The organism is Bacillus solitudinis (assembly GCF_002797395.1).
Lineage (GTDB): Bacteria > Bacillota > Bacilli > Bacillales > Bacillaceae_D > Halalkalibacter_A > Halalkalibacter_A solitudinis.
In genome coordinates this window covers 278,692-292,221 of sequence record NZ_KZ454943.1, presented here as the reverse complement: position 1 = coordinate 292,221, position 13,530 = coordinate 278,692, and the positions used below count along the sequence as shown (strand labels likewise).

General features: G+C 37.8%; 13 protein-coding genes. All 13 read left to right on the top strand.

The features are described from left to right. Positions 1 to 11: 11 nt before the first annotated feature. The 13 genes from dapA to CEF19_RS01380 all read left to right on the top strand — a co-directional run bounded on the left by dapA (position 12) and on the right by CEF19_RS01380 (position 13,523). A complete protein-coding gene (gene dapA / locus CEF19_RS01440) occupies positions 12 to 884 on the top strand; it encodes a 4-hydroxy-tetrahydrodipicolinate synthase (protein WP_100404434.1) in 873 nt (290 codons plus the stop codon). Between the two features lie 359 nt (positions 885 to 1,243). Further along, positions 1,244 to 2,911 (top strand): ribonuclease J, encoded by a 1,668-nt coding sequence (locus CEF19_RS01435; RefSeq protein ID WP_100404433.1) that lies wholly within the window; start codon positions 1,244 to 1,246, stop codon positions 2,909 to 2,911. A 125-nt stretch (positions 2,912 to 3,036) separates the two neighbouring features. Continuing rightward, complete coding sequence (locus tag CEF19_RS01430) at positions 3,037 to 3,783, top strand: ClpP family protease (RefSeq protein ID WP_100404432.1); 747 nt, start codon at positions 3,037 to 3,039, stop codon at positions 3,781 to 3,783. Next, on the top strand, positions 3,780 to 4,001 hold the full coding sequence (locus tag CEF19_RS01425) for a YlzJ-like family protein (RefSeq protein WP_100404431.1): 222 nt from the start codon (positions 3,780 to 3,782) through the stop codon (positions 3,999 to 4,001). Before CEF19_RS01430 ends, CEF19_RS01425 begins: the two co-directional genes overlap by 4 nt. A gap of 109 nt (positions 4,002 to 4,110) precedes the next feature. After that, on the top strand, positions 4,111 to 6,453 hold the full coding sequence (locus CEF19_RS01420) for an FtsK/SpoIIIE family DNA translocase (protein WP_100404430.1): 2,343 nt from the start codon (positions 4,111 to 4,113) through the stop codon (positions 6,451 to 6,453). 15 nt (positions 6,454 to 6,468) lie between these two features. Further along, positions 6,469 to 7,194, top strand: a complete 726-nt coding sequence (locus tag CEF19_RS01415; protein ID WP_100404429.1) for a GntR family transcriptional regulator — start codon at positions 6,469 to 6,471, stop codon at positions 7,192 to 7,194. A 34-nt stretch (positions 7,195 to 7,228) separates the two neighbouring features. Continuing rightward, positions 7,229 to 8,521 carry an EF-P 5-aminopentanol modification-associated protein YfmF gene (gene yfmF, locus CEF19_RS01410; RefSeq protein WP_100404428.1) on the top strand — a complete coding sequence of 431 codons (1,293 nt, stop codon included), beginning with the start codon at positions 7,229 to 7,231 and terminating at the stop codon, positions 8,519 to 8,521. Next, positions 8,518 to 9,813, top strand: a complete 1,296-nt coding sequence (gene yfmH / locus CEF19_RS01405; protein WP_100404427.1) for an EF-P 5-aminopentanol modification-associated protein YfmH — start codon at positions 8,518 to 8,520, stop codon at positions 9,811 to 9,813. Before yfmF ends, yfmH begins: the two co-directional genes overlap by 4 nt. Before the next feature lies 1 nt (position 9,814). Beyond that, on the top strand, positions 9,815 to 10,540 hold the full coding sequence (gene ymfI, locus CEF19_RS01400) for an elongation factor P 5-aminopentanone reductase (RefSeq protein WP_100404426.1): 726 nt from the start codon (positions 9,815 to 9,817) through the stop codon (positions 10,538 to 10,540). Positions 10,541 to 10,621: 81 nt separating this feature from the next. Then, positions 10,622 to 10,873 (top strand): DUF3243 domain-containing protein, encoded by a 252-nt coding sequence (locus tag CEF19_RS01395; protein ID WP_100404425.1) that lies wholly within the window; start codon positions 10,622 to 10,624, stop codon positions 10,871 to 10,873. Positions 10,874 to 11,087: 214 nt separating this feature from the next. Continuing rightward, positions 11,088 to 11,861, top strand: coding sequence for a DUF3388 domain-containing protein (locus CEF19_RS01390; protein WP_100404424.1), 774 nt, complete (start codon positions 11,088 to 11,090; stop codon positions 11,859 to 11,861). Positions 11,862 to 11,881: 20 nt separating this feature from the next. Beyond that, positions 11,882 to 12,760 (top strand): helix-turn-helix domain-containing protein, encoded by an 879-nt coding sequence (locus CEF19_RS01385; RefSeq protein ID WP_100404423.1) that lies wholly within the window; start codon positions 11,882 to 11,884, stop codon positions 12,758 to 12,760. A gap of 268 nt (positions 12,761 to 13,028) precedes the next feature. Continuing rightward, positions 13,029 to 13,523, top strand: coding sequence for a YajQ family cyclic di-GMP-binding protein (locus CEF19_RS01380; protein WP_100404422.1), 495 nt, complete (start codon positions 13,029 to 13,031; stop codon positions 13,521 to 13,523). The last annotated feature ends 7 nt before the right edge of the window (positions 13,524 to 13,530 follow it).

The following is a 13,530-nucleotide window of genomic DNA, read 5'->3' as shown; positions in this document are numbered from 1 at the left end:
GTTGAGCTGTTATGGAATTCGGCCACATTTGTACGGCGATGGTCACTCCGTTTGACGCGAGAGGGAACATCGACAAGGAAAAAACGAAACATCTTATCGATTATCTCATAGCAAATGGGAGTGATTCACTTGTGATTGCTGGGACTACAGGGGAATCGCCAACTCTTTCAACGAAAGAAAAGCTTGAATTCTTTCAGTTTGTAACGAACTATGTTAATAATCGAGTAGCTGTTATTGCTGGAACAGGAAGTAATAATACATTAGCCTCAACTAACTTAACTAAAAAAGCTACAAGCCTTGGTGTAGATGGTATCATGGTTGTTGCTCCATATTATAACAAACCTTCTCAAAGTGGTATGATTGCGCATATGAAAGAAGTCGCTGCTTCAACGACTTTGCCTGTTATGCTTTACAATGTGCCAGGTCGGACAATGGTAAATATGACGGCTGAAACGGTCGTTGAGTTATCGAAAGTTCCAAATATCGTTGCTTTAAAAGAAGCAAGTGGCGATTTAGAACAGATGGCTACCATTATTCAAAAGACAGCAGATGACTTTTATGTGTATAGTGGTGATGATTCCTTAACGTTACCTTCGATGGCTATAGGTTCTTGTGGTGTAGTGTCGGTTGCATCCCATATTATTGGTAAAGAAATGCAAGAGATGATTCAATTATTTTTAAAAGGTGACGTAAAAAAGGCAGCTGCTACACATCGTCAACTCTTACCACTTATGAAAGGTGTCTTCTTAGCCCCTAATCCCACTTGTGTAAAGTATGCTTTATCTGTTTTAAAGGGAATTGACGTGGGTGAAGTACGGATGCCTCTGCTACCATTAACCACTTCAGAAAAAAAACAAATCGAACAAATAATGTATCATATATAGCAGTCAATCTATTTCAGATTGGCTGTTTTTTTCTATACTACTAAAATAATTATTTATTGGAAAGTCGTGATTTACCAATAAAAATATAGAATTCGTTATTGGAGAAAATTGTGATTAACGTGCAATTAAGGAAGTTGAGTCTTGTGTTTCATTTCAACTATAAGGTATACTTGTTTCAGTTGATTCGTTCGGGTTGTTATACGTAGTCTCATGGAGGTTACGCTGTTACCAATTACCTTTTAAAACCATCTGGCCAAGGATGATATTGAAAGTAGATGCGTTTTTCATTAACGAGAGAAAACGTAGAGTTTCGCACGGAATATAACAGATATATAGTAGAAAAATAGGAGGAACGTCCATTGTCAAAGCAACAAAATGAAAAAGTTCGTGTTTTTGCATTAGGTGGAGTCGGAGAAATTGGCAAAAATATGTATGTTATAGAGGTAGATGAGGATATATTAGTCGTAGACTCCGGATTAATGTTCCCAGATGATGATATGCTTGGTATTGATATCGTTATTCCAGACGTATCATATCTTGTAGAACACCAGGACCGGGTAAAAGGTATTATTTTAACACATGGTCACGAAGACCATATTGGTGGTTTGTCTTATGTTCTTAAGAAAATAAATGTACCGGTATATGGTACGAAGTTAACCCTTGGCTTAGTGGAAGAAAAGTTAAAAGAAGCAGGATTAATCCGCTCGACGACGTTGAAGCTGATTGATGCGAATTCTCGTATCAAAATTGGCTCTACGAATGTTTCATTTTTCCGAACCAATCATAGTATTCCTGATTCGGTTGGTGTTTGTATTGACACATCTCAGGGAGCAGTTGTTCATACAGGTGATTTTAAATTTGACCAAACACCAGTTGACGGTAAACAAGCAGATATCGGAAAAATGGCTTCTATCGGACATCGAGGAGTCTTGTGTTTGTTATCTGATAGTACAAATGCTGAGCGTCCTGGTACCACCCTTTCAGAAACCCATGTGGGTCAAGGGATTATGGATGTGTTTCAAAAAACAGAGGGACGGATTATCGTTACAACTTTTGCATCAAACGTCCACAGAATTCAGCAGGTAATTCAAGCAGCTGAAAGATCGAATCGAAAGTTAGTTGTAGTTGGAAAGAGTATGGTTCGAGTTCTAACAATTGCAAGTAAATTAGGCTATTTAAAAAGTCCAGATGGGTTAATAATTGAGATGGACGAAATAGGGAAATATAAAAACAATCAACTAGTCATCTTAACGACTGGAAGCCAAGGTGAATCAATGTCCGCTTTAACTCGTATGGCTAAAGGGGCACACCGTCAAATCACGATTACAGAAGAAGATACGATTATTATCGCAGCTTCTGCTATACCAGGAAATGAGCGCCCTGTCTCAGCAATTATAGACCGTCTTCATCGAATAGGTGCTGAGGTTGTCTATGGTCGAGCTAATGTACATGCTTCTGGTCATGGTAGTCAAGAAGAGCTTAAATTGATGTTAAACCTCATGAAACCGAAATATTTTATTCCGATTCATGGTGAGTTTCGAATGCAGCATGCTCATCGAGATTTAGCTATTGACGTTGGGGTGAAAGAAGAACGTATTTTCCTTGTTGATAAGGGTGAAGTTATTGAGTTTGCAAATGGACAAGGTCGTCGTGGGGGGAAGGTTCCTTCAGGAAATGTCTTAATAGATGGTTTAGGTATTGGTGATGTTGGAAACATTGTATTACGTGACCGAAGATTACTCTCAAAAGACGGAATTTTAGTGGTTGTCGTAACATTAAATAAACAAAATGGATCAATTGTCTCAGGTCCAAATATCATTTCAAGAGGATTTGTTTATGTGCGTGAATCTGAAAAGTTACTCGAAGATTCAAATGAGCTCGTTAGTGACATTTTAAAAAGGTGTGTAACAGAAAATGTTAACGAGTGGTCTTCGCTTAAGAGTAATGTACGTGAAGGACTAAGTCGTTATTTGTTCGAAAAGACAAAACGCAGACCAATGATTTTACCAATTATTATGGAAGTCTAACCAAAGGAAACATGCCATTGCTGGCATGTTTTTTTGTTTGAGTTAGATTAAATTTTCTAATCTGAGAATGTTTAGGATAATCAACGTTCATACTAGATGAAGACACATTGAAGGAGGACAAAGATATGATGGATACCCCCAATACAGACCAACCTTCTAGCCCGGATCAACCGAAAAAGGAAATAAAAGGGTCGGGCATCTTAGACAAAATCCAAGAATTAGGGCAAACGAATGTACCGGATATGGATCACTCGAACATTCATTGTATGACGATTATTGGTCAAATTGAAGGACATATGCAATTACCACCACAAAACAAGACGACGAAATATGAGCATATTATTCCACAGCTTGTTGCGATTGAACAAAATCCGAAAATTGAAGGCCTTCTGCTCATATTAAATACAGTAGGGGGAGATGTTGAAGCAGGTTTAGCTATTTCTGAAATGGTTTCGTCAATGTCAAAGCCATCGGTTACCCTTGTACTTGGAGGCGGTCACTCAATTGGTGTTCCGATAGCAGTAGCAGCTAATCATTCATTTATTGCAGAATCAGCGACGATGACAATTCATCCCGTTCGTTTAACGGGTCTTGTAATTGGTGTTCCCCAAACATTTGAATACCTTGATAAAATGCAAGAACGTGTTATCAACTTTGTTACAAATCACTCATCAATATCGGAAGAAAAGTTTAAAGAGCTTATGCTATCAAAAGGAAACTTGACTCGAGATATCGGGACAAACGTGGTGGGAACAGACGCAGTTGAGTATGGTCTAATCAATGAAGTAGGTGGAATAGGTCCGGCACTAAAAAAACTTAATGCTCTCATTGAGGATTATCGAAACCAGAACCAAGATGAGGTGATCCAATGATTTTATATACAATGATGCCGCATGAGTTAATATTTCCTCAAGAAGAATCGATCTATGCCACATATCATACAATTCCATGTGAGGATGGGCATCTGATTGTTGAGCAAACAAATACATCTGAATATAAAGTAGTCCGTTTAATCAGTGGAAACCCAATGAATTATTTGAATCAAAAATATACTCCTGGTACGGTAATTCAAGCAAAACCTCAACTTTAACTGTGTAGCCAAGCTTTGTCTTATGCTATAATGATTCCATCCAAGGATGGTTAAAGCAGCCAATATTGGCTGCTTTCTTAAATTTGTCATGAAGTAGAGGGTGAACCAAATGGCTAGACGAAAAAAACGAAAGAAAACAGAGTGGAAATCACAGCTCACCTACGAATTATTTGGACTCGGATTGCTTGTCATTGCTGTTGTTACACTTGCTCGTCTAGGAAGCGTTGGCGAGACTTTTGTTAGGTTGTTTCGATTTTTCTTAGGCGAGTGGTTTATTGTACTTGCACTTGGTATGTTAATTATTTCTATTTATATTATGATGAAACGACAGAAGCCGAACTTATGGTCAAGGAGAATGGCTGGTTTCTATGTAGTTATTTTGTCATTTGTTCTCTTTAGTCACGTAGGCTTATTTCATAATTTACAGAGTGCGGAAGGTTTTGAAGATGGGTCCGTTATTAGGAACACGTGGAATTTGTTTTGGATGGAAATGAGGGGGGAAGTTCCACCTTCTGACCTTGGCGGGGGAATGGTTGGTTCCATTGCTTTTGCTGTCAGTCACTTTTTATTTGCAGAACCAGGAACCTACTTTTTAAGTGTTGTTTTATTTTTGATTGGACTTATTCTAATGACAGGACGCTCAATTTCTGAAATGCTTTCAAACGTACTAAGGAAAATGTATGTCTTTGTCGTTGATACTCTTCAGTTAATGAAGGAAGAGTTTATACAGTTTAAAGAAAAAACCAAAGAGAAACTAAATGAAGAGAAGGCAGCTCAAAAACAAAGAAAAAAACAGCCCAAAAAAGAGGAAGTAGATTCCTCCGAGATACCTAATGGTGAAAAAGAAAATCCAATTGAACCAGAAATTGTTGATTTTTCTCAAAAATCTTATCAATCACAAGCGGTTGGTAGTCAAGAATCAAAAGACATAAAAGGGAAGACAATAAATTCGGAGGAAAAAAAGGAAGACGAGCATTCAGGTGTACAAGCTCCACTCATTACCGCTTCCGAAACGAATGAGTCTTATAAACTTCCGGAACTGGATTTACTGAAATTGCCGAATAATACAGGACAATTTCATGAAAAACAACAATTAACTTCTAATGCGAGAAAGCTTGAGCAAACACTTGAGAGTTTTGGAGTGAAAGCTCGAGTTTCAAAAGTACATCTCGGTCCGGCTGTTACGAAATATGAAGTAAATCCAAATGTAGGCGTTAAGGTGAGTAAAATTGTAAATTTATCTGATGATTTAGCCTTAGCACTTGCAGCAAAAGATATTCGTATTGAAGCACCTATTCCCGGAAAGTCTGCAATTGGAATTGAGGTTCCAAACCAAGAAGTGGCGATTGTTACACTTCGTGAAGTATTGGATTCCGAAAAGTCAAAAAGCGAATCCAATGTATTGGCTGTGGGATTAGGAAGAGATATATCTGGGGAGCCTGTCCTTGCACATCTAAATAAAATGCCCCATCTTTTAGTAGCAGGGGCTACAGGAAGTGGTAAAAGTGTTTGTATTAATGGAATTATTACGAGTATCTTAATAAAGGCAAAACCTCATGAGGTTAAATTAATGATGATTGACCCAAAGATGGTCGAATTAACTATGTATAATGGGATTCCTCATTTACTAACACCAGTAGTTACAGAGCCAAAGAAGGCCTCTCAGGCGTTAAAAAAGGTTGTTTCCGAAATGGAGCGACGTTATGATTTATTTTCCCATACAGGTACTAGAAACATTGAAGGCTATAATGAACTCGTCAGAAAGGAAAATAACATATCCGAGGCAAAACAGCCATTGCTACCTTACATTATCGTAATTGTTGATGAACTTGCAGATTTGATGATGGTTGCCTCGAGTGATGTGGAGGATTCCATTGCTAGATTAGCACAAATGGCTCGTGCTGCTGGCATTCATATGATTATTGCGACGCAGCGTCCTTCTGTTGATGTTATTACAGGTGTTATTAAGGCAAATATTCCTTCAAGGATCGCCTTTGGTGTGTCCTCTCAAACCGATTCGCGAACAATTTTAGATTCTGGCGGAGCAGAGAAGTTACTCGGTCGTGGAGACATGCTTTATTTACCGATGGGGGCAACAAAGCCAACAAGAATACAAGGGGCTTTTTTATCTGATGAGGAAGTCGAGAATATTGTCGACTTTGTTATTTCTCAGCAGAAAGCGAAATATCAAGAAGAAATGACTCCAACTGAGGAGACAGAAGTTACATCTGAAGTGAATGATGATGTTTATGAACCTGCCGTTGAACTGGTTATGGAAATGAATACGGCTTCGGTTTCTATGTTGCAGAGACGTTTTCGTATAGGCTACACTCGAGCGGCAAGACTAATAGATGAGATGGAGTTAAGAGGAATTGTCGGTCCGTATGAGGGAAGCAAGCCAAGGGAAGTCCTTGTTCAAAAGCCGCGAAATGATGAGGTTTCTTCCTCGTAGAACGGAGTGATAGACGTGATAAAAACGGATCAACGGCCATTGTATCTACAAGTGATTGATCGTATTAAAAATGACATTGAAAACAATGTGTTTAAAGAAGGAGAGAAACTGCCTTCAGAATATGAATTATCAAAACAACTAGGGATTAGTAGGGCTACCTTGAGGGAGGCCCTACGTCTTTTGGAAGAGGAGAGTATCGTTATTCGTCGTCATGGTGTTGGGACCTTCGTACATACGAAACCGTTGTTTTCTGCGGGTATTGAAGAATTATCTAGTGTCACTGATATGATTACGCAGGCGAATATGGTGCCAGGTACTATTTTTCTCTCGAAATCTGTCAGAGAGGCAAACGAAGATGATGTTCGTCGATTTGAACGAGATGATTTAGACAAAATCATGGAAATGGAAAGAGTTCGAACTGCCGACAGTGTACCACTTGTCTATTGCCTTGATCGAATACCTAATGAGCTCGCAGAAAATTATTCAATTCATGAAACGAAGTCCTTATTTCAATATTTAGAAGATATAGGTCACACAATCACACATGCAGTGACCTATATTGAACCTATAGGTTACCACGAGATGATTTCGGAGATACTAGAATGCGAACCAGAAACATCCTTGCTTTTATTAAAGCAAACGCATTACGACCAGACAGAGTGCCCGCTTTTATATTCATTGAATTATTTCAGAGCAGATAAATTTAAATTTCACGTAGTAAGACGACGATTGAAAGCATAACCTAAGCCTAGCTGAAACGAAGGAGATGATAGTCATGAAGGGTATGATTGAAAAGAACCACCATTTGCCAGGTATGAATGTACATACCGTAAAAACAGATAAATATAAAACAAACACTTTAGTGTTAATGTTAAAAGCTCCCCTCTCTAATGAAACTGTCGCGAATAGGGCTTTATTACCTCAAGTCCTTCAAAGCTCTACAGCGGGATTCCCCTCAAGAAAACAGTTTAGAGAGAAATTGGATTCTATGTATGGAGCGATGCTCACTACAGATGTTCAAAAAAAAGGTGAGCAGCACGTTATTACATTGCGAATCGATGTAGCTAATGAACGTTTTTTATCTGACTCCACTCCACTATTCCATCAAGCCATTGAATTATTAGGAGAAGTGTTGTTAAATCCTCATGTTGAAGGAAAAGGTTTTACAACATCGGCTGTGGAGAATGAAAAGCGAGCATTGATTCAAAAAATTCAATCAGTTTATGATGATAAGATGAGGTATGCAAACGTTAGAATTACGGAAGAAATGTGTAAGGACGAACCATTTCGCTTAACCGCATTTGGTACGGAACAACAAGTTGAGACACTTTCTAGTGAGTCATTATATGATTATTATCAAACATTACTTAATACCGATCGCATTGATTTATACATGATTGGGGCAATATCAGAAGAAGATGCATTACAAAAAGTTACAGAAGTATTTGGAAAACTCTCTTCTCGTCAAGCCTCTCTTGGCGACGGGCGGCCAAGTTCTCCAAGTCCTGAAGTTAGGAATGAAAACGTTGTTCATGAGGAACAGGATGTGAAGCAAGGTAAGCTTCATATTGGTTTTAGAACATATACAACGTATGCTGATGCTGATTATGTGGCAATGCAGGTGTGTAACGGTTTGTTTGGTGGTTTTTCACACTCAAAGTTATTTATCAATGTTCGTGAGAAGGAAAGTTTAGCTTATTATGCAGCATCAAGATATGAGAGTCATAAAGGGATTCTGGTGGTTATGGCAGGCATTGAGTTTTCTAAATATGAACGGGCTGTAACCATTATAAAAGAACAACTTAAAACGATGCAGTCAGGTGAGTTTACAGAAAAGGAAGTAGAGCAAACAAAAGCGATGCTTAAAAATCAAATACTTGAAACAGTCGATGTCGCTAGAGGGCACGTCGAAATCTCTTATCATCAAGTTGTTAGTGGCTATAATCGGTCTCTAGAGCAATGGATAGAGGAGATCGATGCAGTGACAAAAGAAGATATGATTCGTGTTGCAAAAAAAATTAAGCTCGATACGATTTACTTTTTAAAAGGTAGGGAGGAGAGCCAATGAAACCGGTGAATTTTGAACAATTAGGTGAAACATTATATCATGAGGAACTGAGTAACGGTCTTAATGTTTATATTTTGCCAAAGGAAGGCTTTAATAAAACATTTGCAACATTTACAACAAAGTATGGATCAATTGACAATCAATTTACTCCGCACGGTCAAAAAGATACAATCCGCGTCCCTGATGGAATTGCTCACTTCTTAGAGCATAAAATGTTTGAGGATGAAGAAGGTGATGTGTTCCAAGAGTTTAGTAAACAAGGCGCATCAGCCAATGCATTTACAAGTTTTACGCGAACAGCCTATTTATTTTCGAGTACCTCTAATCTTGTGGAGAATCTTGAAACATTAGTGGATTTTGTTCAACACCCATATTTTACAGAGGAAAGCGTTGAGAAGGAGAAGGGTATTATCGATCAAGAAATTACAATGTATGATGATAACCCAGATTGGCGCGCTTATTTTGGAGTAATTGAAAATATGTTTAAAAAGCATCCTGTTAAAATTGATATTGCAGGAACAGTTGCTTCTATTTCGGATATTACGAAAGATTTGCTTTACACGTGCTATGAGACCTTCTACCATCCAAGCAATATGCTTCTTTTTGTCGTGGGTCCTGTTGACCCTGAGGTAGTTATTAAGCAAGTGAAGGATAATCAGGAGAAAAAGACTTTTACGCAACCTGAAAAAATCGTTCGGTTCTATCCAGAGGAGGACGCAGTGGTTGCAACAAAAAAGAATGTTATTCATATGCCTGTTCAAACGCCAAAATGTTTAATGGGATTTAAAGATAAAGAAACAACACGCCAAGGGACTGAATTATTAAAGCATGAATTAGCTCTAAATGTTCTTTTGGATCTAATGTTTGGCCAAAGTTCAACAAATTATCAGACGCTGTTTGATGAAGGATTAATTGATGATTCATTTTCTTTTGATTATTCAGCAGAGTATGGATTTGGTTTTACTGTTATCGGTGGGGATACAAAATACCCAGATAAATTAGCGGAACGTATTGAAGAAATGGTCCAAACATTTGTTAATCAATCACTAACACAAGATGACTTTGAGCGGGTTATTAAGAAAAAAATCGGCACATTTCTAAGATCCTTAAACTCCCCAGAATATATTGCCAATCAATTTACTCGTTATCAATTTAACGATATGAATTTATTTGATGTGGTTCCAACGCTAGAAGGTTTAACGGTTGATTATTTAGTTGGTGTGATGAAAGAACATTTTAATTTTGAACGATTCACTGTTTGTCAAGTTAAAGCAGAAGGATATGAAGAGTAAGATGAAAACAATTTTAATTACGGGTGCTTCTGGTGAAATTGGCTCAGCGATTGCGCTGGAGCTCGCTTTACCAGGGCACTCGCTTTTTTTACATTATCACCAGAATAAGAAAGCTATACTAAAGATTAAGCAACAATGTGAGCAAAAGGGGGCATTTGTTACTCTTATACAGAGTGATTTATCTCTCCCTGAAGGTGATGAAATTCTATTAAATCATCTACCAAACTTGTCTATAGACGTTCTAATTCATAATGCAGGTATGAGTCAAACCGGATTATTTACAGAAGTCAAAAATGAAGAGATCCATTCAATAATGAACACTCACTTGTTAAATCCGATGAAAATTACCCGTGCCATACTCCCAACTATGATTCGCAAACGTTCTGGAAAAATCATTGTTATTTCCTCCATTTGGGGTCTGACTGGAGCATCGTGTGAAGTCACTTATTCGGCTGCTAAAGGTGGATTAAATAGTTTCGTGAAAGGCTTAGCAAAAGAAGTTGCCCCAAATAATATTCAAGTAAATGGTGTAGCCCCAGGTGCGATTCAAACGAGAATGCTTGATGATTATACAGCTGAAGAAAAACAACTTCTAATGGATGAAATTCCTGCAGGGGTTTTGGGTCTCCCAACTGATATTGCCCATTCAGTTAGCTTTCTATGTTCTGCAAAATCTACATACATAAATGGTCAAATTTTGTCTGTTAACGGTGCATGGTACTGTTAATAATTTATGAAAAGATGTATAAAGTACCCGTTGTTTTGAAAAAATAAGGGCGAAGTACATTTTCAAGGAGGGGTTTTCAATATGTCTGTACTCGACAACTGGAATCAATGGAAAGATTTTTTAGGGGATCGACTTCAACAAGCAGAAAGTGAAGGAATGACAGAAAATGTTATTAATGATGTTGCTTATCAAGTTGGTGAATATTTGTCACAACAAGTTGACCCTAAAAATGAACAAGAGCGTGTTTTAGCCGAGCTTTGGAAAGTTGCAGATGAGCAGGAACAACATGCGATCGCCAATATGATGGTAAAGCTTGTTCAAAACGAAGGGTAATTTTTTGTGAAACGCCGCGATAAGCGGCGTTTTTTCTACTATATACATATTAGACCTTAATTATTACTTAAATAAAGAGAAGCGTTTGTATAGAGAAAGTCCTTTCAATTATAATGAAGATCAATTATCATTAAAAAAGAAGAGAAATTTACATGTTCTTGTCAAAATTTAGATGGTTTGGATGATTAGGTTTGGTTTAGAGAGGGTGACGATTATGGAAGAAAAAGAATGGTATTTAGAATATCAAATACTTAATAATCGTCCAGGGTTGCTGGGAGATATTTCATCTTTGTTAGGGATGCTATCCATTAATATTGTGACGATTAATGGCGTAGATGACAAAAATAGAGGAATGCTTATGAGAAGCCATAGTGACGACCATATCGCTCGTTTTCGCGCCATCCTCGATAAGATAGATAGCATTGCTGTTATGAAATTTCGGCAGCCAAGATTACGAGATCGTCTTGCAATTAGACATGGACGCTATATTGAAAGAGATGCAGATGATCGTAAAACATTTCGCTTTATTAGAAGTGAGCTAGGTCTTCTCGTTGATTTTATGGCGGAGCTTTATAAGCAGGATGGTCATTATTTAGTCGGTATTCGAGGAATGCCACGTGTTGGGAAGACAGAATCCATTGTGGCAGCGAGTGTATGTGCAAGTAAGAGGTGGTCATTTATTTCCTCAACACTTTTAAGGCAGACTGTGCGAACCCATCTTTCAGAAGAAGAGGTCAATAATGATCATATCTTTATCATTGATGGGATTGTTTCGACAATGCGTTCTACGGAAAAGCACCGCTTATTAGTGCATGATGTGATGAGAATGCCAGCTGTGAAGGTGGTCGAGCATCCGGATATTTTTGTACGTGAAACTGAATATGAACTAGATGATTTTGATTGTATGATTGAATTAAGAAATGATGAAGGAGAGAAGATTTCTTATGACGTATTAGAGTCGGGCTTCTCCTCTTTTGATATTAGTTAAAGTAGTAGGCAGGTGTTAACATGTCAGAGTTAGGTCAACATTTAAAAGAGGTACGTGAGCAAAAACAGATTTCTCTTGATGATCTTCAACGAACCACGAAAATTCAAAAGCGTTATTTACTCGCTATAGAGGAAGGGCGCTTCGAAACTTTGCCCGGTTTGTTTTATGCAAGAGCTTTTGTTAAGACTTATGCGGAGGCAATTGGATTAGATTCAGAGCCATTGTTTGCTGAATATCGAGATGAGCTTCCTAATCCAAGGAGAGAATCTGTTGAGCTCCCATCTAGAACAGAACGTTCTAAAGCGCCCCCAATAACAAATAAAAAGAAAAGAGTAACATCTTTTATGCCGGCTCTTATATGGGTTGCATTGGTTCTTATAGCCGTAGTCGGCATTTGGGTCGGGGCCAAGTGGTTGAGCCAACAAAGTGGAGAGGTTGTGACTCCTGATGAGACGAGTGAAAATCTGGATGCTGATTTAGGGACGATTTCGGAAGTTGACGACCCTGAAAGTGAACCTAATACAGGCGAAACTGATGAGGAAGAAGAGTCCGCTGAAGAAGTAACAGAAGAAGAGCCTGTTGAGGAAGCTAAATTGGTATTTATTGAATCACGAGGGAATACGTCGTACTTTGAAATTGAAGGAACAGATCAATTCAAAGCTTTTGTTGAAATAAGTGACCGTTCATATGTTGATATTAAGAATGGGTTAGGTAATACATTCTATTCAGGAGAGCCCACCACGGGTGTAGAAATTTCTGAAGACTTTAGTGCTGAAGAGGAAATCATCTTTAATTTTGGTGCATCTCAGAATGTACAACTAACGATTAATGAAGAACCAGTTGAATTCCCTTTGAATAATGCACATCAAAAAATTAATGTCCGTTTTTCAGAAGAATAAGAGTGAAAGTGTGAGGTTGGAAGTTCTGACTTCTTAAATTAATCAGGTTTACTTTTTCAGCCGAGCGTTTATTGCTCGGCTATTCATTTGCATAATCGTAGAAGTTTATTAAAATAGACCATATTATGGTACAATAAAATGTGTAATAGTGAGCTGCAACCTTTATGTAACTTTTATTCAATTAGATGCTACGAGTGATGCTTAAATATATCTTTTTGCATGCTCTGTACAAGAAAAATGACTAGGTTAAAGTGAAAGGGTGATTTCTATGGCAAAGGAACATTCCTTTGACATTGTTTCAGAGGTAAACTCTCAGGAAGTCGATAACGCGATTGGACAGGCAATGAAAGACATAACAAACAGGTATGATTTTAAGGGGTCAAAAAGTTCAATTGAGCGCACGAGTGATGAATTGATTACTATTATTTCTGACGATGAATATAAGCTTGAAAGTGTTATTGATATTTTACAAATGAAATTTATTAAACGAGGTCTCTCACAAAAATCAATGGAATTCGGGAAAATTGAGAGAGCTTCTGGAGGTACCGTTCGTCAAGTTGTTACACTCGTAAGCGGTTTAAGTGCTGAAAGGGCAAAAAAGGTTTCAAAACTTATCCGTGACTCCGGTTTAAAGGTGAAGGCTCAAATTCAAAATGAACAGGTTAGAGTTACAGCTAAAAATATAGATGACCTGCAAACCGTTATTCAGGAATTAAAGCAACAAGATCTTGATTTTCCTGTTGAGTTTGTAAATATGAGATAACATTTGA